Genomic DNA, 26,524 nt, shown 5'->3' with positions numbered 1-26,524 from the left:
TCATCGACCATGAACCACACCCAACCCCTCACCCTGCTCGTCTGCGCCCTCGGCGGCGAAGGCGGCGGCGTGCTCACCGAATGGCTGGTCGAGACCGCGCGCCACGCGGGCTACGCGGCCCAGAGCACCTCCATCCCCGGCGTCGCGCAGCGCACCGGCGCCACCACCTACTACATCGAGGTGTTCCCGGTGCCGCTCGCGCAGCTCGGCGGCCGGCGCCCGGTGTTCAGCCTGAGTCCGGTGCCGGGCGCGCTCGACGCGATCGTGTCCTCGGAACTGCTCGAGACCGCGCGCCAGATCGGCAACGGCATGAGCGCGCCGCAGCGCACGCTGGTCATCAGCTCGTCGGCGCGCGTCTTCACCACAGCCGAGCGCATGGAACCCGGCGACGGCCGCGCCGATGCGCAGCGCCTGCTCGACGTGGTCAAGGCCTTCAGCCGCGAGCACCATGTGTTCGACATGAACGCGGTCGCGCGCGAGGCCGGCACGGTGGTGAGCGCGGTGATGCTCGGCGCCGTCGCGGGCAGCGGCCTGTTTCCGTTTCCGCGCGAGGCCTACGAGCAGGTGGTGCGCGGCGGCGGCAAGGCGGCCGCGCCCGAGAAGCTCGGCAGGATGGCCGCGGCCAGCCTGCGCGGCTTCGCGGCCGCCTTCGATGCGGTGCATGCGCCGCGTGCGCAGGCCGCGTTCGTCAGCGGCGTGCTGGCGGCGGACGGCAGCGATGCACCGCCGCCACCACGCGCCCTGCCCGCCGCACTCGCGCAGCGCTTTCCGCCGGCCGTGCACGACATGCTCGCGCTCGGCCATGCGCGCGTCGCCGACTACCAGGACGCCGCCTATGCCGCGCTTTATGCCGATCGGCTCGCGAAGGTGCTCGAGGCCGAGCGCGCGGCCGATCCCTCCGGCGCGCAAGGCTTTGCGATCACGCGCGAGACGGCGCGCTGGCTCGCGCTGTGGATGGCCTTCGACGACATCGTGCGCGTGGCCGCGCTGAAGGCCCGCGCCAGCCGCGCCGAGCGCGTGCGCGCCGAGGTGCGCGCGGGCGAGGAAGACATCGTGAAGGTCTACGACCACTTCAAGCCCGGCTCGGCCGAGTTCGCGGCGCTGCTGCCGCCTTCGCTCGCGCGCCGCGTGACGGGCTGGGACCGCAGGCGCCAGGCGCGCGGCCGCGAACCCTGGGCGCTGCCGCTGCAGGTGGGCAGCCACTCGATCGCCGGCATGGGTGCGCTGCGCCTGCTGGCCTCGCTCAAGTGGCTGCGCCGCCGCGGCAGCCGCTTCGCCGACGAGCAGGCGCTGATCGAGCGCTGGCTCGCGGCCGTGGAGCGCGGCACGCGCGAAGGCTGGGCGCTGGGCCGCGAGCTCGCGCTGTGCGGTCGGCTCATCAAGGGCTACGGCAGCACCAACGAGCGCGGCAAGCACAACCTGCTGCATGTGATCGACGAACTCGCGGTCCGCTCGGGCCTGCCGGCGCCGGCGCGCGCCGAGGCGATCGCCGCGGCCCGCGAAGCCGCGCTCGCGGACGAAGGCGGCAAGGCGCTCGATGCGGCACTGGTGCGCCACGGCGCCGCGCCGCGGCCGGTGCAGGCGCAGCCCATCCGCTGGATGAAGCGCCCGCCGCCGGTCAAGGCCTGACCTGGCCTGACCCCTCGAATCAAGGACAAAGGAGACACGCGATGTTCAACCCCGCTTCCCTGCTGCGGCGCCTCGGCCTGCCGTGGCTGGCCGCCGCCGCGCTGCTGGCGCCGGCGCATGCCGCCGACTGGCCCTCCAGGCCGATCAAGGTGATCGTCAACTTCCCCGCCGGCGGCGCCGCCGACCAGATCGCGCGCGCCGTGTCGCAGCCACTGCAGGAGCTGCTCAAGCAGCCGGTGGTGATCGAGAACCGCGGCGGCGCCAACGGCAACGTCGGCGGCGAGGTCGTGGCGCGCGCGCCGGCCGACGGCTACACGCTGCTGATGAGTTCGGGCGGCATGGTGTCGGTGAACCCGCACCTGTATGCGCGCATGAGCTTCGACCCGGCCAAGGACCTGGTGCCGGTGGCGGCCGCCGCGCGCGTGCTGGTGTTCCTGGTCACCCGGCCCACGCTGCCGCCGGCCGACGTGGGGCAGTTCATCTCCTACCTGAAGGCCCATCCCGGCAAGCTCTCCTACGGCTCGCCCGGCAACGGCAGCTCGCCGCACCTGGCCGGCGAGATGTTCAAGTCGCAGGCCGGCGTGTTCGCGCTGCACGTGCCCTACCGCGGCGCCGCGCCCGCGCTGCAGGACCTGCTCGCGGGCCAGATCGACTATGCCTTCGACCCCGGCATCGCGCTCGCGCAGGTGCGTGCGGGCAAGCTCCGGCTGCTGGCCGTGGGCAGCCCCAAGCGTTCGCCCCAGTTCCCGGACGTGCCCACGCTCGACGAGGCCGGCCTGCGCGGCTTCGACGCCGACACGGTGTTCGGCTTCTATGCGCCCGCGGGCACGCCGGGGGAGGTGGTGGCGCAGCTCAACACCCAGATCAACCGCGCGCTGGCGCTGCCGGCGGTGCAGGAGCGCATCGCATCGCTCGGCGGCGAGGCGCTGCCCGGCTCGCCGGCCGCCTTCCAGCAGCGCGCCGCGGCCGATTCGCTGCGCTTCGGCGCGCTGATCCGCGAGCGCCGGATCGCCGCCGACTGATGGCCGCGCCGCTGCCGATGACCCTGCTCAACGTGAACGACCACCGGCGCCGCGCGCGCCGGCTGCTGCCGCGCCTCGTGTTCGACTATCTCGACGGCGGCGCGGAGGACGAGCGCTGCATGCAGCGCAACCGCGACGCCTTCGAGGCGCTGCCGCTGATCCCGGAGTGCCTGCGCGACACCCGCTCGATGGACATCGGCATCGAGCTCTTCGATCGCCGCTGGCGCGCGCCCTTCGCCGTCGCACCGATCGGGCTCGCGGGGCTGGTGCGTCCGCGCGCGGACGCACTGCTCGCGCGTGCCGCCCGCTCCGCGGGCGTTCCCTTCATCCTCTCGACCGCGTCGAACACCCGCATCGAGGAGGTGCGCGCGGCGGCGCCCGACGCCATGCTGTGGATGCAGCTCTACGTGATGGGCGAACGCGCCATCGCCGAGCGCATCGTGCGCCGCGCGCGCGCCGCGAAGTTCGAGGCGCTGGTGCTCACGGTCGACGTGCCCGTGAGCGGGCTGCGCGAGCGCGACCTGCGCCACGGCTTCCGCGTCCCGATGCGCCTCACGCCGGGCACGCTGCTCGACATGGCGTGCCATCCCGCCTGGCTGCTGCGGCAGGCGCGCGGCGGTGCGCCGCAGTTCGTGAACCTGCTGCCCGACGACGGCGCGCCGGTCTCCGCGCAGGCGCAGGCCGCGCTGCTCTCGCGCACGATGGACCGCTCGCTCACCTGGGAAAGCCTCGGCTGGCTGCGCCGCCTCTGGGACGGGCCGCTGCTGATCAAGGGGCTGCTCGGCGCGCAGGACGCGCTGCGCGCCCTGCGCCACGGCGCGGACGGCATCGTGGTCTCCAACCATGGCGGACGCCAGCTCGACGCGGCGCCCGCCGCCATTGCCGCGCTGCCCGCGATCCTCGATGCCGTCGAGGGCCGCATTCCCGTGCTCGTGGACGGTGGCGTGCGCCGCGGCAGCGACGTCGTGAAGGCGCTGGCGCTCGGCGCGCGCGCGGCACTGGTCGGGCGCGCGCCGTTGTTCGGCCTCGCAAGCGGCGGCGAAGGCGGCGCGCTCGCGGTGCTGCAGACGCTGGCGCAGGAAGCCGAACGCACGATGACGCTGCTCGGCGCCAGCCATGTCGACGAACTCGGGCCGCGCCACGTCGACCGGCCCGAGCCGCGCCGGCGCGACGAACCCGCGACGGCCGCCATCCACCCGGCCCGCGCGGCTGCCTAGATCGACGAAACAGTTCAGAAAACACAACGAAGGAGACCCATGAACACCGCTCGCCATTCCTCCCCGTTCCGCCCGCGCCATGCGCTGGCGGCCCTGTGCGCGGCGCTCGCGCTCGCCGTGCCCGCCGCCGCCACGGCGCAGGACAAGCCGGTGCAGATCAAGCTCTCGAGCTGGGTGCCCGCGCAGCATCCGCTGAACCCCGCGCTGCAGGCCTGGGCCGACGACATCAAGAAGGCCTCCAACGGCAGCATCGGCGCGGTGCTGTTCCCCTCGGAGCAGCTCGGCAAGGCCTTCGACCACTACGACATGGCGCGCGACGGCATCGCCGACTTCGCCTACGTGAACCCGGGCTACCAGCCGGGCCGCTTCCCGGTCATGGCGGGCGCCTCTCTGCCCTTCCTGTTCGCCAACGGCAAGGAGGGCTCGGCGGCCATCGACGCCTGGTACCGCAACTACGCGGCCAGGGAGATGAAGGACGTGAAGTTCTGCTTCGCCTTCGTGCACGACCCCGGCACCTTCCATTCGCGCAAGAAGATCAGCGTGCCCGCCGACGTCAAGGGCACCAAGGTGCGCCCCGCCACGAGCACCGTGGGCCAGCTCATCACCTCGCTGGGCGGCACCAACGTGCAGGCCTCGGCGCCCGAGTCGCGCGACATGCTGGAGCGCGGCGTGGCCGATGCCATCACCTTCCCTTGGGGATCGATCGGCCTGTTCGGCATCGACAAGGTGGTCAAGTACCACATGGATGCGCCGCTCTACGTCACGCCCTTCGTCTGGGTCATGAACAAGGGCAAGTACGACGCGATGTCCACCGCGCAGAAGAAGGTGATCGACGACCACTGCACCAGCGAATGGGCGCAGAAGGTGGCCGCGCCCTGGGCCGACTTCGAGTTCGCCGGCCGCGCGAAGATGGCCGCGCTGCCGGGCCACGAGGTCTACAAGCTCACGCCCGAACAGCTCGGCGAATGGCGCAAGGCGGCCGCGCCCGCCGAGGCGCAGTGGGCCGAGGGCGTGAAGAAGGCCGGCGAGGACCCGAAGGCGGTGATGGATGCGCTGAAGGCCAGCCTCGCCAAGTACAAGTCGGCGCTCTGAAGCCATGGCCGCCCGGTCCGTCCGCCTCATGGACCGCGCGATCAACACGATCGAATGGCTCGCCGCCATGTTCGTGGGGATCGTCGCGCTCAACATCTTCGTGGCCGTGGTGCTGCGCAAGTTCTTCGACACCTCGATCCCCGACGCCTATGACTTCGGTCGCATGCTGCTGGGCATCCTGATCTTCTGGGGCATCGCGGCCACCAGCTACCGCGGCGGCCACATCACGGTCGACCTGGTGTGGACCGCGGCCGGCCCGCGCATGAAGCGGGTGATCGACGTGTTCGCCACGCTGGTGCTGCTGTTCGTGGTGGCGGTGCAGACGGCGATGCTGTTCGACAAGGTGCGCGGCACCTATGCCGACAACGTGCTGACCTACGACCTCAACATCCCGACCTGGCCCTTCTACGCGGTGGCCTGGGCCGGCGACGTGTGCGCGGTGCTGCTGATCGCGATCCGCACCTACCGGCTGATCTTCCATCCGGAGCAGCTCGACGAGATCCATCCCGAACAGAAGGCCGACGAATGAGCCCCGATGCCGTTGCGATCCTGGGCTTCTTCGCCCTCTTTGCGCTGATGCTGCTGCGCGTGCCGGTCGGCATGGCGATGGGGCTGGTCGGCGTGGCCGGCTACAGCTACCTCGTCGGGCCCGGGCCGGCGCTCAAGCTCGTGGGCCAGACCTCGATGCGCACCGTGACCGACTACACCTTCGGCGTGATCCCGATGTTCATGCTGATGGGCGCGCTGGTATCGGTGTCGGGCGTGAGCCGCGAACTCTTCAAGGCCGCGAACTCGATGATCGGCCACCTGCGCGGCGGCCTCGGCGTGGCGACGGTGGTGGCCTGCGGCGGCTTCGCGGCGATCTGCGGGTCGTCGGTGGCCACGGCCGCGACCTTCTCCGCGGTGGCCTACCCCGAGATGCGGCGCTTCGACTACCCGCAGTCGTTCTCCACCGGCGTGATCGCCGCGGGCGGCACGCTGGGCGCGATCCTCCCGCCCTCGACCGTGCTCGCGGTCTACGCGATCCTCACGCAGCAGGACATCGGCAAGCTCTTCATGGCCGGCATCGTGCCCGGCATCCTCGCGATGGCGATGTACGTGCTGACGATCGCGGTCATCGTGAAGACGCGCCCCGGCTGGCTGCCGGGCGGCGAGGTCAAGCCCTGGTCCGAGCGCGTGAAGGACCTGAAGAACGTGTGGGCGCCGCTGGTGCTGTTCGTGTTCGTGATCGGCGGGCTCTACGGCGGCTTCTTCACGCCCACCGAGGCCGGCGGCGTGGGCGCGAGCGGCGCCTTCATCCTCGGCGTGCTGCGCCGCAAGCTCGACGGGCCGAAGATCCGCGAGGCGCTGCTGTCGGCCACGCGCACCGCGGCCGCGGTGTTCACGGTGCTGATCGGCGCGCTGCTGTTCGGCTACTTCCTCACCATCACGCAGAGCCCGCAGAAGCTCACCGAGTTCCTCACGGGCCTGGGCATCGGCCGCTACGGCGTGCTCGCGCTGATCATGCTGATGTACCTGCTGCTCGGCTGCCTGATGGACGCGATGGCGATGATCATCCTGACCGTGCCGATCATCTTCCCGGTGATCGTGCACCTGGGCTTCGATCCGATCTGGTTCGGCGTGATCATCGTGATGACCGTCGAGCTCGGCCTGATCCATCCGCCCGTGGGCATGAACGTGTTCGTGATCAAGAGCGTGGTGAAGGACGTGAGCTTCACCACCATCTTCAAGGGCGTGCTGCCCTTCATCGTGACCGACATCGTGCGGCTCGTGATCCTGATCGCCTTCCCGGTGATCGCGCTGTGGCTGCCGACGAGAATGGGCTGATGACAAGCATCGACGACAACCCCAGGACCATCGTGTACACCGTGCGCGTCGAGTTCGGCGACTGCGATCCGGCCGGCATCGTGTGGTTTCCCAACTTCTTCCGCTGGATCGACGCCGCCTCGCGCCACTTCTTCGCCGAATGCGGCGTGCCGCGCTGGGAAGAGACCGCGAAGACGCTCGGCGTGATCGGCACGCCGCTGGTGGACACGCACACGCGCTTCGTCAAGGCGGCGAGCTACGGCGACGTGCTGCAGGTGGCGGTGCGCATCACCGAATGGCGCGAGAAGAGCTTCGTGCAGACCTACCGCGTGACGCGCGGCGAGGACCTGATCCTCGAATGCGAGGAAGTGCGCATCTTCGCGGCGAAGCGCGAGGGCGGCGGAATCCGGGCGGTGCCGATACCGGCGGAGATCCGGGCGCTGTGCGAGGCGCCGCCAGAGGCTGGGAAATCAATACCAAAGGATTAATAAACATCCGGCCATCGCGCCGGATGTTTGCTTTAGGGCCCTATCGTCAAGCATTCCGTTACCAAATAATCATTAGTTAACCATTTGGAGGGAATGTGAACCGCATTTACCGCGTCATCATCGACCGGCGGCTCGGCCGTGCCTGCGTGGCTTCCGAGCTGGCGCGCAAGACCGGCAGTGCGTCGGGCAGCACCGTGCGCCGCAGCGTGCCGATGCTCGCAGTGCTCGCGGCCGCGCTGCAATGGACGGGGGGGCAGGCGCTGGCGGCCTGCACGCCGGACCCACCTCCCGATGGCGGGACCGTGAGCTGCACGGGCACGGCAACGTCGCAGGCCGATCCCAACAACTTCTACGCGTATGGGAACAACCTCGACATCACGGTGCAGCCCGGCACCCTGATGAGCGCGACGAACTCCAGCTACAGCCTGATCTGGGAGGGGACGGGTCTGCGGCTGGTCAACTTCGGCATCATCGACGCAGGCGCTTTCGGTGCGCAGCAGGCAAGCGGCATCGCCATCGGCTTTCCGGGCTTCCCGACGGGGGGCGCGGTCAGCATACGCAACGAGCAGACGATCCGGGGCACGTTCGGCGGTTCCTACGGCTTCGAGGGCATGGCCCTGCAGGTGACGAACCAAGGCAGCACCACCATCGTCAACAACAGCCTCATCGAGACCGGCGGGTCCGCGCCCGACGCGCTCGTGGCGGCGGTGTACGGCGGCAGCGAGGTCAACTTCACCAACAACGGAACGATCATCGGCCGCATGGCGTTCGAGAGTTCGAACGGCGACAGATTCCTGAACAACGGCACCATCAACGGCAGCGTGTCGCTCGGCAACGGCAACGACACGTTCACCGCCGTCAGCGGGTCCAGACTCGAAGCTTCGACGCCGACGGCGCCCGCGTACTCGCTGTTCACGCCGACCACGCCCTCCATCGAGCTCAAGTTCGCAGCGACGGGCACGGTCGACGCGGGCGACGGCTCCGACGCGCTGGTATTGCAGAACAGCGCCACCTCGCCGGGTTCCGGCACCGGTGGGCCTGTTAGTACCATCTCGGCCTCGCGTTACCTGAACTTCGAGCGGCTGATCGTCAACAGCGGGACCTGGGTTCTCAACGGTGCGGTGGTGAGCGACATCACTTCGCTCAACGGCGGCCTCGCCATCTTCAACAACGCGGGGGCTTTTGGCACCGCGATTTCTGCGAACGGCGGCGCGATCGAACCCTCGGTCGACGGCCTCACGCTGAGCCCGAACATCAGCCTGGCGGCGGGCCTGACCGTGCAGGGCGACAACAGCCTCACACTGAGCGGCACGCTCACGGGCAACGGCGGCCTGGTCAAGAACGGCGGCGGCACGCTCACGCTCGCCGGCAACAACAACTTCAGCGGCGGCCTGGTGCTCAACGACGGCGGCCTGACGTTGGGCAGCGCGAATTCGCTCGGCAGCGGGCTCTTCATCGTGGGCGGCCCCGCGTCGCTCAACGCCCCTTTCACGGGCACGCTGAACAACCCGGTGCAGCTCGGCAGCGCGCTCACGGTCCACAGCACGGGCACGCTGACGCTGGGCGGGCCGATCGCGGGCGGCGGCAGCCTGACGCTCGGCAGCGGCAACCTGGCGCTGGCTGGCGCCAACAACTACACGGGCGGCACGGTGCTGAACGGCGGAACGATCGACGTCGCGACCAGCGGCGCGCTCGGCAGCGGTGCGCTGACGGTCAGCGGCCTCGGCGCGCTGACCGGTGCCGCAGGCGTGGTGCTGGGCAACGACGTGGTGCTCGACAGCACGCTGCGCTTCGCCGCGGGCGGCAGCGGCGGCGCGCTGACGCTCGACGGCCGCATCAGCGGCGCGGGCGGCATCAGCGTGGCCGGCGCGCCCGGGCTCACGCTCAACGGCGCCAACGACTTCGGCGGCGGCTTGAACCTTGGCGGCGGCGTGCTCACCGTGGGGAACGACCAGGCGCTCGGCACGGGTTCGGTCACCGTCAGCGCGATCAGCGCGCTCGCGGCGAACACGGCCGTGAGCCTGGCGAACGACATCCGGATCAATGCCGACCTCGGCATCGGCGGTGCGAACGACCTCACGCTCACCGGCACGCTCAGCGGCGGCGGCGACATCGTCAAGTCGGGCACGGGCACGCTGACGCTCACCGGCGCGAACACCTACTTCGGCGGCATCACGGTGGCAGGCGGCACGCTGCAGGCGAACAACGGCACGGGCAGTGCCACCGGCGGCGGCAGCGTCGTGGTGCAGTCGGGCGGACGGCTCGCGGGTGGCGGGCGGGTCGGCGGCGATGTGGTCGTCGAATCCGGCGGCGTGCTGGCCCCGGGTGCCAGCGCCGGCGCGATGGGCACGCTCGCCGTCGGCGGCGACATGTCGCTGCTGGCGGGCAGCCGGCTCGACTTCCAGTTCGGCACGCCGGGCGCCGACTTCGGCACCGCCGGCCAGAGCGACAGCGTGAGCGTGGCCGGCAATCTCTCGATCACGCCCGGCGCCACGCTCGACGTGGCCGACGCGAGCGGCTTCGGCCCCGGCGTGTACCGGCTGATCGACTACGCCGGCACGCTCGCGCCGGGCAGCACGCTCGCGCTCGGCAGCATGCCCGCCGGCACCACGCTGTCGATCCAGAACCTCAGCGCGGACAAGCGCTTCATGCTGGTCAACACCACCGGCATGACGCTGAACTTCTGGAACGCGAACGGCCTCGCGAGCCCCACGCAGGCGGGTGGCGGCACCGGCACCTGGTCGAACACCGAAGCGGCATGGACCGATGCCGCAGGCTCGGCCACGGTGCCGATGCAGCCGCAGCCGGGCTTCGCGGTCTTCAGCGGCGCGGCCGGCACGGTGACGGTGGACAACACCCCGGGCGCGGTGCAGGCCACGGGCATGCAGTTCGCGAGCAGCGGCTACACGCTGGCCGGCGATGCGCTCACGCTCGTGGGCACGGGCGGCGGTGCGCGGGCCGAGGTGCGCGTGGGCGATGGCGGCGCGGGCTCGGCGGGCTACGTCGCCACCATCGGCAACGCCGTCGCAGGCAGCGCGGGCCTGGTCAAGACGGGCGCGGGCACGCTGGTGCTCGGCGGCACCAACGGCTACACCGGCGGCACGGCCGTGCAGGCGGGCACGCTCTCGGTCTCGGCCGATGCCAACCTCGGCGCGGCCGGTGGCGGCATCGCGCTCGACGGCGGGCGCCTGCAGGTCACGGGCACGGGCTTCACCGGTACCACGCGCGGCATCGACATCGGCGCGGCCGGCGGGGAGATCGAGGTGGTGGACGCGGGCCTGAACCTGGCCGCAGGCGGCGCGCTCTCGGGCGGCGGCGCGCTGCGCAAGTCGGGCGAAGGCACGCTGACGCTCGCGGGCGCGAGCAGCTACACCGGCGCGACCACGGTGGCGGCCGGCACGCTGCGCATGGGCGCGGCCGCGGTGCTGCCCTCTTCCGCACGCGTCACGCTCGCCGACCGCGCGGGTGCCGCGCTGGACCTGAACGGCTTCGACCAGACCATCGGCTCGCTCGCGGGCGGGGGCAGCGCGGGCGGCGAACTCCGGCTCGGCAGCGCCACGCTCTCGACCGGCGGCGACGACAGCAGCAGCACCTTCGGCGGCACCATCGGCGGCGCGGGCGGCCTGCTGAAGCAGGGCAGCGGCAACTTCACGCTGACCGGCGCGAGCAGCCACGCGGGCGCCACGCAGGTGGCCGCGGGCACGCTGAGCGCGGGCGCGGCCAACGTGCTGAGCGCGAAGTCGGCGCACGGCGTGTCGGCCGGCGCCACGCTCGACCTCGCGGGCTTCAGCCAGACGGTGGGCGCGCTCGCCAATGCGGGCACGGTGTCGCTGGTCGGCAGCGCGCCGGGCACCACGCTGACGGTGCGCGGCGCCTACACGGGCAGCAACGGCGTGCTGCGGCTCGGCACGGTGCTCGGCGCGGCCGACCCGTCGGACCGGCTGGTGCTCGACGGCGCCGGCGCCACGGCCAGCGGCCGCACCACGGTGCGGATCGCGAACCTCGGCGGCCTCGGCGCGCTGACCTCGGGCGACGGCATCGAGGTGGTCAGCGCCCGCAACGGCGCCACCACCACCGCGCAGACCACGAAGGACGCCTTCGCGCTCGACGGCGGCCACGTGGATGCCGGCGCCTACGAATACCGGCTGTACGCCGCGGACGCCAACGGCGCGGGCGAGAACTGGTACCTGCGCTCCAGCCTGCCCGGCAGCCCGGGCGGGGCGGCGCCGCTGCCGACCTACCGCGTCGAGGTGCCGCTCCATGCCGCGCTCCCGCAGCAGCTGCGCCAGGGCAACCTCGCGATGCTCGGCAGCCTGGCGCTGCGCGGCGGCGCCGACGACGACGCCGGCACGCCGCCGGCCGCGCGCAACGATGCCGGCGGCAGCAGCAGCAACGCCGACGGCATGGACGAACGCCGGCGCCGCGCCTGGGGCCGCCTCATCAGCGCCGACATCGACATCGCGCAGCGCGGCACGGTCGGTGCGCGCAGCGACGGACGGCTGCACGGCTTCCAGGCCGGCACCGACCTCTGGGCCGACACGCGCTGGCGCACCGGCGTCTATGTCGGCCAGCTCGAAGGCGACATCCGCGTCAGCGGCGATGCGCGCGGCCTCGCGGGGCTGGCGGTCGGCAGCAACGACCTGCGCAGCCGCTACCTCGGCGCCTACGCGACCTGGCGCGGCGACCAGGGCTGGTATGCCGACGCGGTGCTGCAGGCCGGCCAGCACCGCTACGGCGCGCGGCCCGTCGCGAGCTTCGGCAGTTCGGGCAAGGGCGAGAGCCTGCTGGCGTCGGTGGAAGTGGGCAAGGCCTTCGAGCTCGGCGGCGGCTGGCGCGTGGAACCGCAGCTGCAATTGATCCACCAGCGCCTCGACCTCGATGCCGCGTCGATCTCCGGCGCACGGATCGCGCAGTCGCCCGACGACGGCCTGATCGTGCGCGCGGGGGTGCGCGTCAAGGGCGAGATCGCGACCGCCGCGGGCAGGCTGCAGCCCTACGGGCGGTTCAACGTCTTCCATGCCTCGGGCGGTGCCGACGTGGCGCAGTTCCTGAGCCTGGCCGGCAGCACGGCAATCCGCAGCGAGACCGGCGCGACCAGCACCGAGCTCGCGGGCGGCATGACGCTGGCCGTCGGCGAGCGCACCGCGGTGTACGCCGAGCTCGGCAAGCTCTGGGCCTCGGGCGGCGGCGCGCGCGTGAAGAGCGCGCTCAATGCCTCGCTGGGCGTGCGCGTGCGCTGGTGAGCGTTGGCGGCGGACAACGGGCTCTCCTTAGAATGCGCCGATGAACTGGCGCCTTCTCCCTCCGCTCGCTTTGCTCGCCGCCACCGCCCTCACCGGCTGCGCGGTGCCCCCGAACCAGGTGGTGCCGCAGCGCGACGGCACACTGCGGGCCACGACCTACGTGCAGGCCGACGAATACTGCCGCGAAAGAAACGCCTCGCCCAAGTGGCTCGGCAGGGCGCCCGCGGAATCGGGCGTGCTGTTCCGCTGCACCACCGACTGAAGGGCTTCAGGGTTGACGCACCTGATGACGCGGTGCAACAATCCGGAAATATTCACTTCGGAGCCTCGTGCGTGGACAGTGCCAGTTGGATCAGTGACAAGACGCGTGCCTCGGCAGGCGTGACACATCCGGCCCCCTAGCGCAGGCTCCCTGCTCGCGCTGCGGCCGCCGTGCACGCAGCGTGACCCGTTCGCCGTTCAGGCCAGCGGTTCTCCCCTTCCCGATTCCCGCCGTCTTCGTCGCTGATCTTTTCAGTCGGTCGATTCGGCGTGCCCACGCACGAGGCCCTTCACTGCGAAGGAGCCTTGCCATGCGTCAGTTCCAGCCTTGCCAGCCACAACGGCCCCAGCAGCAGCAGCAACATGCGGGCGTGCAGCAGGCGCAGCCGCGCGCGCATGGCGCGGACGCGAGCCCGCGTGCCGCGGCCCCCGCCATCGACGACACGCTGGACCAGGCCGCCGCGCTCTGGACCACGCGGCGCATCCGCAGCTACTTCCGGCTGCTCGACCCCTCGGCCGGCACCCCGCGGCGCTGAGCCGCGGCCGCGCCTCGCCATCACCGCCGAACCCGCAGGACAGGAGGCCGCCATGGACCCCGACCCTCGCCGGCGCCGCAGCGCGCCCCCTTCGCTTCCTGATCCCATCGACCGTCCCACGACCCGGCGCCGCGCGCCGCGGAGGACGCCCGCCGGCTGATTGACGCCCGCGGGCGGTTCATCCTTCGCGGCCCCGGCGCCCGAAGGAGAACCCCGTCATGACCCGCGAACGCCTGCAGCGCCTCGTGCGGACCGCCCCGAGCGGCCGCCCCGCGGCATCCCGCCACAAGAATCCCGCCCATCCGCCGCTGTCCCGCGAACGCGCGGCCGGCATGCCCGACGACCTCTCGGCCGCGCTCGTCGCGGCCTCGCGCGCCGACGCCTTCGCGCTGCTCGACCGGTTCGGCAGCTCGCCGCACGGCATGGCCGAAGCCCAGGCGCTGGCGCTGCGCGAGCGCGTCGGCGGCAACGAGGTGCGCCACGGGCAGCCGCCCTCGGGATGGCAGCACCTGTGGCAGTGCTATCGCAATCCCTTCAACCTGCTGCTCACGGTGCTCGCGCTGGTCTCCTTCGCCACCGGGGACATGAAGGCGACGCTCGTCATCGGCAGCATGGTGCTGCTGTCGACGGTGCTGCGCTTCGTGCAGGAATCGCGCTCGAACCGCGCGGCCGAACGGCTGCAGGCGATGGTGAGCCACACCGCCACGGTGCTGCGGCCCACCGGGGGCGGCGCGGTGCGCGTCGAACGGCCGCTGCGCGAACTCGTGCCCGGCGACGTGGTCGCGCTCTCGGCCGGCGACATGGTGCCGGCCGACGCCCGCCTGCTCGCCGCGAAGGACCTGTTCGTCAGCCAGTCCGCGCTCACGGGCGAGGCGATGCCGGTCGAGAAGTTCGCGCGCAGCGACGCGCGCGAGGCCGGCGTGCTCGAACGCGACAACCTGGTCTTCATGGGCACCAGCGTGGTCAGCGGCGCCGCGACCGCCCTCATCGTGCACACCGGCGCGCGCACCCTGTTCGGCGCGCTCGCCGAGCGCGTGACCGCCGCCGACCGCGGCACCAGCGCCTTCCAGGCCGGCATCGACCGCGTGAGCGGGGTGCTGATCCGCTTCATGCTCGTGATGGCGCCGCTGGTGCTGCTGATCAACGGCTTCACCAAGGGCGACTGGTGGCAGGCCGCGCTCTTCGCGCTCTCGATCGCGGTCGGCCTCACGCCGGAGATGCTGCCGATGATCGTGACCGCCACGCTCGCCAAGGGCGCGCTCGTGATGTCGCGGCGCCAGGTGATCGTGAAGAAGCTCGAGGCGATCCACAACTTCGGCGCGATGGACGTGCTGTGCACCGACAAGACCGGGACGCTGACCGAGGACCGCATCGTGCTCGAACGCCATGTCGACGCCTGGGGCGAGGCTTCCGACGCGGTGCTGCATCTCGCCTGGCTCAACAGCTTCCACCAGACGGGGCTGAAGAATCTGCTCGACCAGGCCGTGCTCGGCCATGCCGACCTGCAGGCGCGGCTTTCGGCGGCGTGGCGCAAGGTCGACGAGGTGCCGTTCGACTTCTCGCGCCGCCGCATGTCGGTGGCGGTGGCCGAGGAAGCGCAGCGCGGCCACGACGGCTCCGGGCACCTGCTGATCTGCAAGGGCGCGCTGGAGGAAGTGCTGTCGGCGTGCAATGCCGTCCAACGCGGCGCCGAGGTGCTGCCGCTCGACGCCGAACGGCTCGCGCAAATCCATCGCGCGGCCGCGGAACTGAATGCGCAGGGCCTGCGCGTGGTGGCGGTGGCGAGCCGCCGCTTCGGCAATGCCGACGCGTGCAAGGCGACCTACGGCGTGGCCGACGAGTCCGGGCTCACGCTGCTCGGCTACCTGGCCTTCCTCGATCCGCCGAAGGCATCCACCGCGCCCGCGCTGCGTGCGCTGGCCGGCCAGGGCGTGGCGGTGAAGGTGCTCACGGGCGACAACGCGCTGGTCACGCGCGAGGTCTGCGCACAGGTGGGCCTGCCGGTCGGCCGCATCGTGGCCGGCCCGGAGATCGAGGCGCTCGACGATGCCGGGCTGCGCGTGGTGGTCGAGGAGCACCAGGTGTTCGCCAGGCTCACGCCCGCGCACAAGGAGCGCATCGTGCAGGCGCTGCGCGCGAACGGCCACGTGGTGGGTTTCCTGGGCGACGGCATCAACGACGCGCCGGCGCTGCGGGCGGCCGACGTCGGCATCTCGGTGGACGGCGCGGCCGACATCGCCAAGGCCTCGGCCGACATCATCCTGCTCGAGAAGAGCCTGATGGTGCTCGAACAGGGCGTGGTCGAGGGCCGGCGCACCTTCGCCAACATGCTCAAGTACATCAAGCTCACGGCGAGCTCGAACTTCGGCAACGTGTTCTCGGTGCTGGTGGCGAGCGCCTTCCTGCCCTTTCTGCCGATGCTGCCGCTCCAGCTGCTGGTGCAGAACCTGCTCTACGACGTGTCGCAGATCGCGATCCCTTTCGACCTCGTGGACGCGGAGTTCCTGGCGGCGCCGCAGCGCTGGAACCCGGCCGACCTGGGCCGCTTCATGCTGTTCTTCGGGCCGCTGAGTTCGGTGTTCGACGTGCTGACCTACGGCGTGATGTGGTTCGTGTTCCATGCCGACTCGGCGGCGCAGCAGACGCTCTTCCAGTCGGGCTGGTTCGTCGAGGGACTGCTGTCGCAGATGCTGGTGGTGCACCTGATCCGCACGCGCAGGATCCCCTTCCTGCAGAGCCGCGCGGCCTGGCCGCTGCTCGCGACGGGTGGCGCGATCGCGGCATTGGGCCTCTGGCTGCCGATGAGCGCGCTGGGACACGACTTCAAGCTGCAGGCGCTGCCGCTCCGGTACTTTCCATGGCTTGCGCTGATGCTCGGCGGCTATGCGGCGCTGGTGCAGGGCGTGAAGGGGTGGTATGCGCGGCGGTACGGGTGGCAGTGAGGCGCATCCGATTGTTCGTTCTTGCGGTTCCGCTTTTCGGGGTGCGATCCCGCCGACGGGGTACCTTGCTCCGCGAATGTCCCCCGGCCTGCGGCCTCCTCCTTTATTTCGCTGCGCAAGGCACCCCATCGACGGGATCGAGAGCGCAGCGCTCGAACCGCCCGAACAAGCGCCGCGCCCATCGTGCACAGGGCACCGGGTGCTCCCCGCAGCGAAATAAAGGAGGAGCCGAAGGCGGGGGACATTCGCGGAGGGGAGTACCCGGTGCCCTGTGCACGCACCCCGAAAAACAAAAGGGGTGCAGGAACCCTCCCACACCCCTTGGAAAAAGACTCAAAAAACTCAAACGCCCAGAATCGACACCGCCTTGGTGTTGAGGTAGGCCTCGAGCGCCTCGGGCCCGCCTTCCGAGCCGTAGCCCGAATCCTTCACGCCGCCGAAGGGCATCTCGGGCGACGGGGTGGCGGGCTGGTTGATCCAGAGCATGCCGAGCTCGAGCTTCTGGCTCAGCAGGTGCGCGTTCTTGATCGACTTGGTGAAGGCGTAGCCGGCCAGGCCGAAAGGCAGGCGGTTGGCTTCGGCGATCGCTTCGTCGAGCGTGTCGAACCCGCGGATCGCGGCGATCGGGCCGAAGGGCTCGTTGTTGAACACGTCGGCCTCGAGCGGCACGTCGGTCAGCACCGTGGGCGCGAAGAAGTTGCCCGAATCGCCGACCCGTTCACCGCCCGTCGCGACCGTCGCGCCCTTCTTGCGTGCGTCTTCCAGCACATGCGCCATCGCCGTCAGGCGGCGCGCATTGGCGAGCGGGCCCAGCGTCGTGCCTTCGGCCAGGCCGTCGCCGAGCTTGAGGCTTTCGGCGTGCTTGACCATCGCCTTCGCGAACTCCTCGCGGATGCTGTTGTGCACCAGGAAGCGCGTCGGCGAGATGCAGACCTGGCCCGCGTTGCGGAACTTGGCGGCGCCGGCGGCCTTGGCGGCCAGGGCCACGTCGGCATCTTCGGCCACGATCACGGGCGCATGGCCGCCGAGCTCCATCGTCACGCGCTTCATGTGCGCGCCGGCCAGTGCCGCGAGCTGCTTGCCCACGGGGGTGGAGCCGGTGAAGGTGACCTTGCGGATGATCGGGTGCGCGATCAGGTAGTTCGAGATCTCGGCCGGGTTGCCGAATACCAGGCCCACGGTGCCGGGCGGAATGCCGGCGTCGACGAAGGCGCGCAGCAGTTCGGCCGGCGATGCGGGCGTCTCTTCGGGCGCCTTCACGAGGAAGGAGCAGCCGGTGGCCAGCGCGGCGCCGAGCTTGCGCACCACCTGGTTGATCGGGAAGTTCCAGGGCGTGAACGCGGCGACCGGGCCGAGCGGCTCCTTGATCACGAGCTGCTGCGCCGCCAGGTTGCGCGAGGGCACGATACGGCCGTAGACGCGGCGGCCTTCGTCGGCGAACCATTCGATGATGTCGGCCGCGGCCAGCGTCTCGCCCTTGGCTTCGGCGAGCGGCTTGCCCTGTTCCTGCGTGAGCAGCTTGGCGATCTCGCCCGCGCGTTCGCGGATCAGGCCCGCGGCGCGGCGCATCACGGCGGCGCGTTCGTTGGCGGGGGTGTTGCGCCAGGCCTCGAAGCCGCGCTGGGCGGCCGCGAGCGCGCGGTCGAGGTCGGCGATGCTGGCGTGCGCCACCTTGCCGATGGCCTTGCCGGTGGCGGGGTTCACGACGTCCAGCGTCTTGCCGCCCGTGGCATCGACCCATTCGTTGTCGATCAGCAGGCGGGTGTCGGTGTAGGTGGCGGTCATGACGAGCTTTTCCTTCGGGACTGGGTGATGGAACGAAACGGGGGGATGGGAATCCGGATCGCGGCGCGGCACCATCGCGGTGCGCGTGGCGACGGCAAAACCGCCGCCAGGGCCGTAGATTAACCCGAGTCGGCCGACCCCGCTCGGCGCGAGGCCTGAGCGGTCAGAGGATCAGCAGCGCGCGGAAGTCGTTCACGTTGGTGTTCGTCGGCCCGGTCACGAACAGGTCGCCGATCGCGTCGAAGAAGCCGTAGGCATCGTTGCGGTCGAGGTGGTCCGAGAGCTTGCGGCCCGCGGCGGCGGCGCGCACGAGCGTGTCGGGCGTGACGAAGGCGCCCGCGTTGTCCTCGACGCCGTCGATGCCGTCGGTGTCGGCGGCCAGCGCCCACACGCCGGGCTGTCCCATGAGCGCGCCCGCGAGCCCCATGCAGAGCTCGCCGGCCCGGCCGCCGCGGCCCTTGGCCTGGCCGGGCTGGCGCGGGCGGATCGTGACCGTGGTCTCGCCGCCCGAGAGCAGCACGCAGGGCCGCGCGAAGGGCTGGCCGCGCTGGGCCACCGCGCGCGCGAGCGCCGCATGCACCTTGCCGACCTCGCGCGATTCGCCCTCGATCTCGTCGCTGAGCACGTGCGCGTCGAGGCCGGCCGCGCGCGCCGCGGCGGCGGCGGCTTCGAGCGACTGCTGCGGCGTGGCGATCAGGTGCACCTCGTGCCCCCCGAACACCGGATCGTCGGGCTTGGGCGTTTCGAGCTCGCCGCGCGCGAGCTGCGCACGCACCGGCGCGGGCACCTCGATGCCGTAGCGGTCGAGGATCGCGAGTGCGTCGGCGCAGGTGGTGGCATCGGGCACGGTCGGGCCGCTCGCGATCACGGCCGGGTCGTCGCCCGGCACGTCGCTGATGGTGAGCGTGACCACGCGCGCCGGCGCGCAGGCCGCCGCGAGCCGTCCGCCCTTGATGCGCGACAGGTGCTTGCGCACGCAGTTCATCTCGCCGATGTGGGCGCCGCTGTCGAGCAGCTGCTTGTTGATGCGCTGCTTGTCCTCGAGCGTCAGGCCCTCGGCCGGCAGCACCAGCAACGAGGAGCCGCCGCCCGAGATCAGGCACAGCACGAGGTCGTCGGCCGTGAGGCCTTCGGTCAGCGCGAGGATGCGCTCGGCGGCCGCGCGGCCGGCCGCGTCGGGCACGGGGTGCGCGGCCTCGACGATCTCGATCCGGCTCGGCACGCCCTCGGGCCGCGGCGGGATGTGGCCGTAGCGCGTCACCACCAGCCCCGAGAGCGGCGCATCGGCCGGCCACAGCGCCTCGAGCGCCTGCACCATCGAGGCGCCGGCCTTGCCCGCGCCGAGCACCAGCGTGCGGCCCCGGGGCGGCTTCGGCAGATGGGCGCCGAGCGTGGACAGCGGCAGCGCGCGGTCCACCGCGACGCGGTAGAGGTGTTCGAGGAAGGCGCGCGGGGCTTCGCGCGGATCGGGTGCGGTTCCGAGGGCCGGGGTCGATGCAGTCATGGCTTGCGTTGTCTCCATCGGGCGATTGTGCGGCGAACCGCGGCCCGTCTCTCTTGACCGCGGTCTATGGCGGCTACTGCGTCTTGGCGCCGCTTTGGAACCAGCGGCCCACGAGCGCACGTTCGTCGTCGGTCATGCTGGTCGCGTTGTTCATCGGCATGATCTTCGTGACCACCACCTGCTGGTAGATGGCCTGCGCATGCGCGGCCACCTGCTCGGGCGAATCGACGCGCACGTTCTTCATCTGCACGCCCGCGCCGTGGCACATGTAGCAGCGCTGTTCGAGCACCTTCTGCACGTCGGTGAAGGCCACCCCGGGTGCGGCCGGTGCCGAGGCGGCGGGCGCGGCCGCGGGTTCGGGCTTCATCCACACGATGGTGAGGCCCAGCACCACGATGCCGATCAGCGCATAGGGCAGCGGGTTGCGCGCATTGCCGAGCTTGAAGCGGTGCCGCACCACGAAGAACTGCCGGATCGCCGCGCCGCCGAGCATGATCAGCAGCAGCACGATCCAGTTGTACTTGTGCGTGTAGGTGAAGCTGTAGTGGTTGCTCAGCATCGCGAACAGCACCGGCAGCGTGAAGTAGGTGTTGTGCACGCTGCGCTGCTTGCCGCGCTGGCCGTGCACCGGATCGACCGGCCGGCCCTCGCGCAGCGCCTGCACGTTCTTGCGCTGGCCCGGGATGATCCAGAAGAACACGTTGCCGCTCATGGTCGTCGCCATCATCGCGCCCACCAGCAGGAAGGCCGCGCGGCCCGCGAACCACTGGCAGGCGAGCCAGGCCGCGAACGCGATGAAGATCGCCACCAGCACGCCGACGATGGTGTCGCCGTGCTTGCGCCGGCCGAAGATCTGGCAGATGCCGTCGTAGACCATCCAGAACACGACGAAGAAGGCCAGCGCGACCGCGATCGCGGCGCCGGGCTGCCAGTCCATCTTCGACTTGTCGATCAGGTAGGTGCTGGCGTTCCAGAGGTACGACATGGTGAAGAGCGCGAAGCCCGTGAGCCAGGTGCTGTAGCTCTCCCAGTACGACCAGTGCAGGTGGTCGGGCAGCTTCTTCGGCGCCAGCGCGTACTTCTGCATGTTGTAGAAGCCGCCGCCGTGCACGGCCCACTGCTCGCCGCCCACGCCCTTGTCGAGCGATTCGGCGTCCTGCGGCTTCTCGAGGCTGTTGTCCAGCATCACGAAGTAGAAGGAGGCGCCGATCCAGGCGATGGCGGTGATGACGTGGACCCAGCGCAGCAGCAGGTTGGCCCAGTCGAGGTAGTAGCTTTCCATGGGGTGCTCTCTCAGCCCGTGCGGCGCGGGGGATCGCCGGGCACGGGGTTCTTCTTCAGCCTGCTCACCACTGCGGGCGCTGTAAGCAGGCAAAGTGCCGCGAACGCAGGCCCCGGTGGGGCCTCGCTCCGCTGCGGCGGGGACTTGTGGACTAAAAGTGTATACAGTTTCGCGGCTCGTCGGGATGGTTTTTTTGGCGACGCCGCGCCGGGAAAACCCTGCTTCCGCGGCGCGCCCAGCTTCAGCCCTGCGATTGCAACAACTGTGCCGCCACCGCGACCGCGATCACCTCGGGCTCCTTGCCCGTGATGCCCGGCACGCCGATCGGGCAGGTGATGCGCGCCAGCTCCGCGGGCGCGAAGCCGCGCGCCTCGAGCCGGTGGCGGAAGGTGGCCCACTTGGTCTTGCTGCCGATCAGGCCCACGTAGGGCAGGTCGTCGCGTTCGCGCAGGCGCTTCAGGCAGGCGATCACGATGTCGAGGTCCTCGGCATGGCTGAAGCTCATGATCAGCACGCGGCTGCCGGGCGCGAGGTCGGCGACGGCGTCCTGCACGGGTTCGGAATGCTCGGTCTCGACCTGGGCGGGCAGCGCCTCGGGGAACACGCCGTCGCGGCTGTCGATCCAGCGCACGCGGAACGGCAGCCCCGCGAGCAGCCGCGCGAGCGCCGCGCCCACATGGCCGCCGCCGAACAGCGCCACGGGCGCGAGCTGCGCGGTCAGGTCCCGCTGCAGCGCAGGCGCATCGGCCGCGGTGATGCGGCGGTACGAAAGGAACACCACGCCGCCGCAGCACTGCCCCAGGCTGGGCCCGAGCGGATAGCGCTCGATGCCGTCGATGCGGCGCCGGCCCGCGAGCAGTTCGCGCGCTTCCTGCATGGCCTGGAATTCGAGCTGGCCGCCGCCGATGGTGCCCGTGAGCCCGTCGGCCCAGACCGCCATCCAGGTGCCGGCCTCGCGCGGGGCCGAACCCTGCGTGGATTCCACGCGCACGAGCACCGCGTCTTCGGTGCGGAGGCGGGCCAGCAGTGGGTCGAGCACGCCGTTCATGAGGGATACCTTCGGTTGCGGGGGACGCGGGAAGTCACGGTATAAACCCGGCGATGATCACCGACCGCCAGCTTACGCCGCGCCGCCTTGCCGGGGCCGCCCTCGTTCTTTCCGCCCTCTGGCTCGCGGGCTGCGGCTCCACCGGTTCGGTGCCCGGCCAGCTGAGCGGCGCCAGCAGTGCGCAGGGCAACGGGCCCGCGCCGCGCGCCTCCAACGCGGGCAGCGCGCGCGAATACCGGCGCGACGCCGCGCGCCACATCTACGACGCCAACGCCTCGCGCATCTACACGGGCCAGCTGCCGCCGCTGCTCTATGCGGTCGGCACGCTGCAGGTGAACCTCGACGCCGGCGGCAAGGTGGTGTCGATGCACTGGCTGCGCGCGCCCAAGCATGCGCCCGAGGTCATCGCCGAGATCGAGCGCGCGGTGCTGCGCGCCGCGCCCTTCCCGCCCGCACGGCGGCTGGGCGCCGTCACCTGGACCGACACCTGGCTGTGGGACAAGAGCGGGCGCTTCCAGCTCGACACCCTGACCGAGGGGCAGCTCTCGCAGTAGGCGCTTCGGCTCCCTCCCCTGCCGGGGGAGGGCTGGGGTGGGGGCACGCGGCGCTTCCATCGCGCGCGTCCGTTGCCCCCATCCCGACCTTCCCCCAGCGGGGGAAGGAGAAAGACCCTCGATCACGAGCCTCGGTAGGTCGAGTAGCTCCACGGGCTCACCAGCAGCGGCACGTGGTAGTGCTGGTCGGCATGCGCCACGCCGAAGTCCAGCGACACCTTGTTCAGGAAGTTCGGCTCGGGCAGCTGCACGCCGCGGGCCTTGAAATACCCCGCCACGTCGAACACCAGCCGGTAGGTGCCGACCTTGAGCGACTGGTTGTCGTAGAGCGGTCCGTCGCTGCGACCGTCCGCATTCAGCGTGAAGCGCTTGACCAGCGTCGCGGCGTCGCCAGCGGTGGTGTACAGCGCCACTTCCATGCCGGCCGCGGGGCCGCCGTGCATCGTGTCCAGTACGTGGGTGCTCAGGCCCATGGGGGCTCCTCGAAAAGGCTGCGGGAAATTCCGGTGGACAAAAGTGTATACAGTTAATGGCTTTGGGTCTATCATGAAAACATGGAGTCCTCCACCACCCGTTCCATCGTCAATGCGCTGACGAAGGCGATCGTCGAACACCGGCTGCAGCCCGGCACCAAGCTGGCCGAGCAGAAGCTCGCCGACCACTTCGGCGTGTCGCGCACGCTGGTGCGCCAGGCGCTGTTCCAGCTGTCGCAGAACAAGCTGATCCGGCTCGAGCCCGCGCGCGGCGCCTTCGTGGCCGCGCCCGCGGTCGACGAGGCACGGCAGGTGTTCAAGGTGCGGCGCATGCTCGAGGCCGAGATGACGCGCGAGTTCGTGCGCACGGTCACGCCGGCGAAGATCAAGGCGCTCAAGGAGCACGTGGCGCTCGAAAAATCGGCCGTCTCGGGCGAGGACGTCTCGGGCCGCAACGAGCTGCTCGGCGACTTCCACGTGCGCATGGCTGAGCTCATGGGCAACCAGGTGCTGGCGCAGATCCTGGGCGAACTCATCTCGCGCTGCGCCCTCATCACGCTGATGTACCAGAGCACCAGCGCGGCCGAGCATTCGAACGACGAGCATGCCGACATCGTGAAGGCGCTCGCCGCGCGCGACGAGGAACGCGCCGTGCGCCTCATGACCGAGCACCTCGAGCACGTGGAGGCCAACCTCACCTTCGACCGCAAGGTTCCCACCAACGACATCTCACTCGCGCTTTCATGACCACCGTCTACGACTCCACCCTGCCCTATCCGCGCGACCTCGTCGGCTACGGCCGCAACCCGCCGCATGCGCGGTGGCCCGGCAACGCGCGCGTCGCGGTGCAGTTCGTCCTCAACTACGAGGAAGGCGGTGAGAACGCCACGCTGCACGGCGATGCGGGCTCGGAGCAGTTCCTCTCGGAGATGTTCAACCCCGCGAGCTTTCCCGACCGCCACATCAGCATGGAAGGCATCTACGAGTACGGCTCGCGCGTGGGCGTCTGGCGCATCCTGCGCGAGTTCGAGAAGCGCGGCCTGCCGCTCACGGTGTTCGGCGTGGGCATGGCGCTCGAGCGCCATCCCGAGCTGACCGCGGCCTTCAAGGAACTGGGCCACGAGATCGCCTGCCACGGCTGGCGCTGGATCCACTACCAGGCCATCGACGAGGCCACCGAGCGCGAGCACATGCGCCTGGGCATGGCAGCGATCGAGAAGCTCACCGGTGAACGTGCCCTGGGCTGGTACACGGGCCGCGACAGCCCGCGCACGCGCCGGCTGGTGGCCGACTACGGCGGCTTCGAGTACGACAGCGACTACTACGGCGACGACCTGCCGTTCTGGATGAAGGTCCAGAAGACCGACGGCAGCGTGGTGCCGCAGCTGATCGTGCCCTACACGCTCGACTGCAACGACATGCGCTTCGCGCTGCCGCAGGGCTATTCGCATGCCGACCCCTTCTTCCAGTACATGAAGGACAGCTTCGACGCGCTCTACGCCGAGGGCGACGAGGCGCCGAAGATGATGAGCATCGGCATGCACTGCCGCCTGCTCGGGCGGCCGGGTCGCATCGTGGCGCTGCAGCGCTTCCTCGACCACATCGCGAAGCACGACCGCGTCTGGGTCTGCCGCCGGGTCGACATCGCGCGGCACTGGAAGAAGACCCACCCGTTCGAAGCGGCCGGCGCCAAGGCCTGAGATGACACGCAACACCTCGCTCCTGTATCGCTCCTTCCCCCGCTGGGGGAAGGCCGGGATGGGGGCCGCCCTCCGTTCCGGCGCGGCGCATGCTGCGAATGCCGCGAGCCCCCACCCCTGCCCTCCCCCGAAAGGGGAGGGAGAAGAAAGATGCCCATGCGCCTGACCATCGACCAACTCAACGCGGCTGCGGCCGACGAAGCCGTCGCGCTGCTCGACGGCACCTACGAACATTCGCCGTGGATCGCGCGCCGGGCGCTCGCGGCGCGGCCGTTCCGCTCGCTCGCGCACCTCAAGCATGCGCTCGCCCAGGCGGTGAGCAGCGCCACCGACGACGAGAAGCTCGGCCTGATACGCGCCCACCCCGAGCTCGCGGGCAAGGCGATGGTGAGCAAGACCCTCACGGCGGAATCGACCCACGAGCAGGGCAAGGCCGGCCTGACCGAATGCACGCCCGAGGAGTTCGCGAAGATCCAGCAGCTCAACGCCGACTACAACGCGAAGTTCGGCTTCCCCTTCATCCTCGCGGTGCGCGGACCGCGCGGCACCGGCCTGGGCAAGCGCGAGATCATCGAGACCTTCGAGCGCCGGCTGCACAACCACCCGGGCTTCGAGCTCGCCGAGGCGCTGCGCAACATCCACCGCATCGCCGAGATCCGCCTGAACGACAAGTTCGGCACCGAGCCGGCGCTCGGCAACCTGGTGTGGGACTGGCAGGAATCGCTCGCGGTGCACAGCGACCCGGGCTTCGCCGAGAAGGGCCAGCTCACCGTCACCTACCTGACCGATGCGCACCGCGCCTGCGCCGCGCAGCTCGTGCGCGAGATGCGCGATTGCGGCTTCGACAGCGTCGAGATCGATGCGGTCGGCAACGTGGTCGGCCGGTACGAGGGCGCCACGCCCGATGCGAAGGCGCTGCTCACGGGCTCGCACTACGACACCGTGCGCAACGGCGGCAAGTACGACGGGCGGCTCGGCATCTTCGTGCCGATGGCCTGCGTGCGCGAGCTCAAGCGCCAGAACCGCCGCCTGCCCTTCGCCTTCGAGGTGGTGGGCTTTGCCGAAGAAGAAGGCCAGCGCTACAAGGCCACCTTCCTCGGTTCGGGCGCGCTGATCGGCCATTTCGATCCGGCCTGGCTCGAGCAGAAGGACGCCGACGGCATCACGATGCGCGAGGCGCGCCTGCACGCGGGCCTGCGCGAGGAAGACATTCCGAAGATCCGCCGCGATCCCTCGAAGTACCTCGGCTTCGTCGAAGTGCACATCGAGCAGGGCCCGGTGCTCAACGAGCTCGACATTCCGCTCGGCATCGTGACCTCGATCAACGGCGGCGTGCGCTACGTGGGCGAGGTGATCGGCATGGCGAGCCACGCCGGCACCACGCCCATGGACCGGCGCCGCGATGCCGCGGCCGCGGTGGCCGAGCTGATCCTCTACGCCGAGCAGCGCGCCGCGAAGGACGGCGACTCGGTCGCGACCGTGGGCATGCTCGAAGTGCCCGGCGGCTCGATCAACGTGGTGCCGGGGCGCTGCAGGTTCAGCCTGGACATCCGCGCGCCCAACGATCCGCAGCGCGACGCGGTGGTGCGCGACGTGCTCGCCGCGCTGGCGCAGATCGCCGAGCGCCGCGGCGTGCGCTACACGCTCGAGGAAGCGATGCGTGCCGCCGCCGCGCCCAGCGCGCCCGAATGGCAGCGCCGCTGGGAAGCGGCCGTCGATTCGCTCGGCGTGCCGCTCTACCGCATGCCCAGCGGCGCCGGCCACGACGCGATGAAGCTGCACGAGGTGATGCCGCAGGCCATGCTCTTCGTGCGCGGCATCAACTCGGGCATCAGCCACAACCCGCTCGAATCGACGACCAACGACGACATGCAGCTCGCGGTGCAGGCCTTTCAGCACCTGCTCGACCAGCTCGCGACCGAACAAGCCCACTGAGAAGAAC

At 70.8% G+C, this 26,524-nt stretch carries 20 protein-coding genes; 15 read left to right on the top strand and 5 right to left on the bottom strand.

Going from position 1 to position 26,524, the window contains the following annotated elements; genetic code table 11:
* Window positions 1–9: 9 nt before the first annotated feature.
* From M2165_RS16135 to mgtA, 11 genes are all read left to right on the top strand, one after another.
* Window positions 10–1,629 (top strand): indolepyruvate oxidoreductase subunit beta family protein, encoded by a 1,620-nt coding sequence (locus M2165_RS16135; RefSeq protein WP_280815610.1) that lies wholly within the window; start codon window positions 10–12, stop codon window positions 1,627–1,629.
* Window positions 1,630–1,670: 41 nt separating this feature from the next.
* The gene (locus M2165_RS16130; protein WP_280815609.1) at window positions 1,671–2,651 is read left to right on the top strand and encodes a tripartite tricarboxylate transporter substrate binding protein; all 981 of its coding nucleotides are present in this window, start codon (window positions 1,671–1,673) and stop codon (window positions 2,649–2,651) included.
* 17 nt (window positions 2,652–2,668) lie between these two features.
* Complete coding sequence (locus M2165_RS16125) at window positions 2,669–3,868, top strand: alpha-hydroxy acid oxidase (RefSeq protein WP_280817555.1); 1,200 nt, start codon at window positions 2,669–2,671, stop codon at window positions 3,866–3,868.
* Window positions 3,869–3,907: 39 nt separating this feature from the next.
* Window positions 3,908–4,960, top strand: a complete 1,053-nt coding sequence (locus M2165_RS16120; RefSeq protein WP_280815608.1) for a TRAP transporter substrate-binding protein — start codon at window positions 3,908–3,910, stop codon at window positions 4,958–4,960.
* Window positions 4,961–4,964: 4 nt separating this feature from the next.
* Window positions 4,965–5,489 (top strand): TRAP transporter small permease, encoded by a 525-nt coding sequence (locus M2165_RS16115; protein ID WP_280815607.1) that lies wholly within the window; start codon window positions 4,965–4,967, stop codon window positions 5,487–5,489.
* Entirely contained in the window at window positions 5,486–6,787 is a 1,302-nt protein-coding gene (locus M2165_RS16110; protein ID WP_280815606.1) for a TRAP transporter permease, read from the top strand. Before M2165_RS16115 ends, M2165_RS16110 begins: the two co-directional genes overlap by 4 nt.
* The gene (locus M2165_RS16105) at window positions 6,787–7,254 is read left to right on the top strand and encodes an acyl-CoA thioesterase (protein WP_280815605.1); all 468 of its coding nucleotides are present in this window, start codon (window positions 6,787–6,789) and stop codon (window positions 7,252–7,254) included. Before M2165_RS16110 ends, M2165_RS16105 begins: the two co-directional genes overlap by 1 nt.
* Window positions 7,255–7,349: 95 nt before the next feature.
* A complete protein-coding gene (locus M2165_RS16100) occupies window positions 7,350–12,497 on the top strand; it encodes an autotransporter outer membrane beta-barrel domain-containing protein (protein WP_280815604.1) in 5,148 nt (1,715 codons plus the stop codon).
* A gap of 40 nt (window positions 12,498–12,537) precedes the next feature.
* Window positions 12,538–12,759 carry a hypothetical protein gene (locus M2165_RS16095; protein WP_280815603.1) on the top strand — a complete coding sequence of 74 codons (222 nt, stop codon included), beginning with the start codon at window positions 12,538–12,540 and terminating at the stop codon, window positions 12,757–12,759.
* A gap of 310 nt (window positions 12,760–13,069) precedes the next feature.
* The gene (locus tag M2165_RS16090) at window positions 13,070–13,294 is read left to right on the top strand and encodes a hypothetical protein (RefSeq protein WP_280815602.1); all 225 of its coding nucleotides are present in this window, start codon (window positions 13,070–13,072) and stop codon (window positions 13,292–13,294) included.
* Between the two features lie 218 nt (window positions 13,295–13,512).
* Window positions 13,513–16,236, top strand: coding sequence for a magnesium-translocating P-type ATPase (mgtA, locus tag M2165_RS16085; protein ID WP_280815601.1), 2,724 nt, complete (start codon window positions 13,513–13,515; stop codon window positions 16,234–16,236).
* 342 nt (window positions 16,237–16,578) lie between these two features.
* Here mgtA and M2165_RS16080 read toward each other — a convergent pair whose 3' ends face one another.
* From M2165_RS16080 to xdhC, 4 genes are all read right to left on the bottom strand, one after another.
* Complete coding sequence (locus tag M2165_RS16080; protein WP_280815600.1) at window positions 16,579–18,021, bottom strand: NAD-dependent succinate-semialdehyde dehydrogenase; 1,443 nt, start codon at window positions 18,019–18,021, stop codon at window positions 16,579–16,581.
* A gap of 163 nt (window positions 18,022–18,184) precedes the next feature.
* Window positions 18,185–19,525: a glycerate kinase gene (locus M2165_RS16075; RefSeq protein ID WP_280815599.1), complete on the bottom strand. Its 1,341-nt coding sequence runs from the start codon at window positions 19,523–19,525 to the stop codon at window positions 18,185–18,187.
* A gap of 73 nt (window positions 19,526–19,598) precedes the next feature.
* Window positions 19,599–20,807, bottom strand: a complete 1,209-nt coding sequence (locus tag M2165_RS16070; protein WP_280815598.1) for a urate hydroxylase PuuD — start codon at window positions 20,805–20,807, stop codon at window positions 19,599–19,601.
* Between the two features lie 241 nt (window positions 20,808–21,048).
* Entirely contained in the window at window positions 21,049–21,855 is an 807-nt protein-coding gene (gene xdhC, locus M2165_RS16065; RefSeq protein WP_280815597.1) for a xanthine dehydrogenase accessory protein XdhC, read from the bottom strand.
* A 53-nt stretch (window positions 21,856–21,908) separates the two neighbouring features.
* Here xdhC and M2165_RS16060 point away from each other — a divergent pair, with 53 nt between their 5' ends.
* The gene (locus M2165_RS16060; protein ID WP_280815596.1) at window positions 21,909–22,409 is read left to right on the top strand and encodes a hypothetical protein; all 501 of its coding nucleotides are present in this window, start codon (window positions 21,909–21,911) and stop codon (window positions 22,407–22,409) included.
* A 122-nt stretch (window positions 22,410–22,531) separates the two neighbouring features.
* Here M2165_RS16060 and uraH read toward each other — a convergent pair whose 3' ends face one another.
* Window positions 22,532–22,882: a hydroxyisourate hydrolase gene (uraH, locus tag M2165_RS16055; RefSeq protein WP_280815595.1), complete on the bottom strand. Its 351-nt coding sequence runs from the start codon at window positions 22,880–22,882 to the stop codon at window positions 22,532–22,534.
* A gap of 81 nt (window positions 22,883–22,963) precedes the next feature.
* Here uraH and M2165_RS16050 point away from each other — a divergent pair, with 81 nt between their 5' ends.
* The 3 genes from M2165_RS16050 to uraD all read left to right on the top strand — a co-directional run bounded on the left by M2165_RS16050 (window position 22,964) and on the right by uraD (window position 26,517).
* Window positions 22,964–23,629, top strand: coding sequence for a GntR family transcriptional regulator (locus M2165_RS16050; protein ID WP_280815594.1), 666 nt, complete (start codon window positions 22,964–22,966; stop codon window positions 23,627–23,629).
* On the top strand, window positions 23,626–24,582 hold the full coding sequence (gene puuE, locus M2165_RS16045; protein WP_280815593.1) for an allantoinase PuuE: 957 nt from the start codon (window positions 23,626–23,628) through the stop codon (window positions 24,580–24,582). The genes M2165_RS16050 and puuE overlap by 4 nt, the downstream gene beginning before the upstream one ends.
* 156 nt (window positions 24,583–24,738) lie before the next feature.
* On the top strand, window positions 24,739–26,517 hold the full coding sequence (gene uraD / locus M2165_RS16040; RefSeq protein ID WP_280815592.1) for a 2-oxo-4-hydroxy-4-carboxy-5-ureidoimidazoline decarboxylase: 1,779 nt from the start codon (window positions 24,739–24,741) through the stop codon (window positions 26,515–26,517).
* The last annotated feature ends 7 nt before the right edge of the window (window positions 26,518–26,524 follow it).

This window comes from Variovorax sp. TBS-050B (genome assembly GCF_029893635.1).
Taxonomy (GTDB): domain Bacteria; phylum Pseudomonadota; class Gammaproteobacteria; order Burkholderiales; family Burkholderiaceae_C; genus Variovorax.
This window is presented reverse-complemented; position numbering and strand designations above follow the sequence as displayed.

What these genes read in the sequence shown, in the direction of transcription:
- xdhC (WP_280815597.1), bottom strand. Translation starts at nt 21,855, where the DNA reads ATGAACGGCGTGCTCGACCCACTGCTGGCCCGCCTCCGCACCGAAGAC.
- M2165_RS16070 (WP_280815598.1), bottom strand. Translation starts at nt 20,807, where the DNA reads ATGGAAAGCTACTACCTCGACTGGGCCAACCTGCTGCTGCGCTGGGTC.
- uraD (WP_280815592.1), top strand. Translation starts at nt 24,739, where the DNA reads ATGCGCCTGACCATCGACCAACTCAACGCGGCTGCGGCCGACGAAGCC.
- M2165_RS16050 (WP_280815594.1), top strand. Translation starts at nt 22,964, where the DNA reads ATGGAGTCCTCCACCACCCGTTCCATCGTCAATGCGCTGACGAAGGCG.
- M2165_RS16110 (WP_280815606.1), top strand. Translation starts at nt 5,486, where the DNA reads ATGAGCCCCGATGCCGTTGCGATCCTGGGCTTCTTCGCCCTCTTTGCG.
- M2165_RS16120 (WP_280815608.1), top strand. Translation starts at nt 3,908, where the DNA reads ATGAACACCGCTCGCCATTCCTCCCCGTTCCGCCCGCGCCATGCGCTG.
- M2165_RS16095 (WP_280815603.1), top strand. Translation starts at nt 12,538, where the DNA reads ATGAACTGGCGCCTTCTCCCTCCGCTCGCTTTGCTCGCCGCCACCGCC.
- M2165_RS16060 (WP_280815596.1), top strand. Translation starts at nt 21,909, where the DNA reads ATGATCACCGACCGCCAGCTTACGCCGCGCCGCCTTGCCGGGGCCGCC.
- M2165_RS16075 (WP_280815599.1), bottom strand. Translation starts at nt 19,525, where the DNA reads ATGACTGCATCGACCCCGGCCCTCGGAACCGCACCCGATCCGCGCGAA.
- M2165_RS16105 (WP_280815605.1), top strand. Translation starts at nt 6,787, where the DNA reads ATGACAAGCATCGACGACAACCCCAGGACCATCGTGTACACCGTGCGC.
- mgtA (WP_280815601.1), top strand. Translation starts at nt 13,513, where the DNA reads ATGACCCGCGAACGCCTGCAGCGCCTCGTGCGGACCGCCCCGAGCGGC.
- uraH (WP_280815595.1), bottom strand. Translation starts at nt 22,882, where the DNA reads ATGGGCCTGAGCACCCACGTACTGGACACGATGCACGGCGGCCCCGCG.
- puuE (WP_280815593.1), top strand. Translation starts at nt 23,626, where the DNA reads ATGACCACCGTCTACGACTCCACCCTGCCCTATCCGCGCGACCTCGTC.
- M2165_RS16135 (WP_280815610.1), top strand. Translation starts at nt 10, where the DNA reads ATGAACCACACCCAACCCCTCACCCTGCTCGTCTGCGCCCTCGGCGGC.
- M2165_RS16090 (WP_280815602.1), top strand. Translation starts at nt 13,070, where the DNA reads ATGCGTCAGTTCCAGCCTTGCCAGCCACAACGGCCCCAGCAGCAGCAG.
- M2165_RS16080 (WP_280815600.1), bottom strand. Translation starts at nt 18,021, where the DNA reads ATGACCGCCACCTACACCGACACCCGCCTGCTGATCGACAACGAATGG.
- M2165_RS16115 (WP_280815607.1), top strand. Translation starts at nt 4,965, where the DNA reads ATGGCCGCCCGGTCCGTCCGCCTCATGGACCGCGCGATCAACACGATC.
- M2165_RS16130 (WP_280815609.1), top strand. Translation starts at nt 1,671, where the DNA reads ATGTTCAACCCCGCTTCCCTGCTGCGGCGCCTCGGCCTGCCGTGGCTG.
- M2165_RS16125 (WP_280817555.1), top strand. Translation starts at nt 2,669, where the DNA reads ATGACCCTGCTCAACGTGAACGACCACCGGCGCCGCGCGCGCCGGCTG.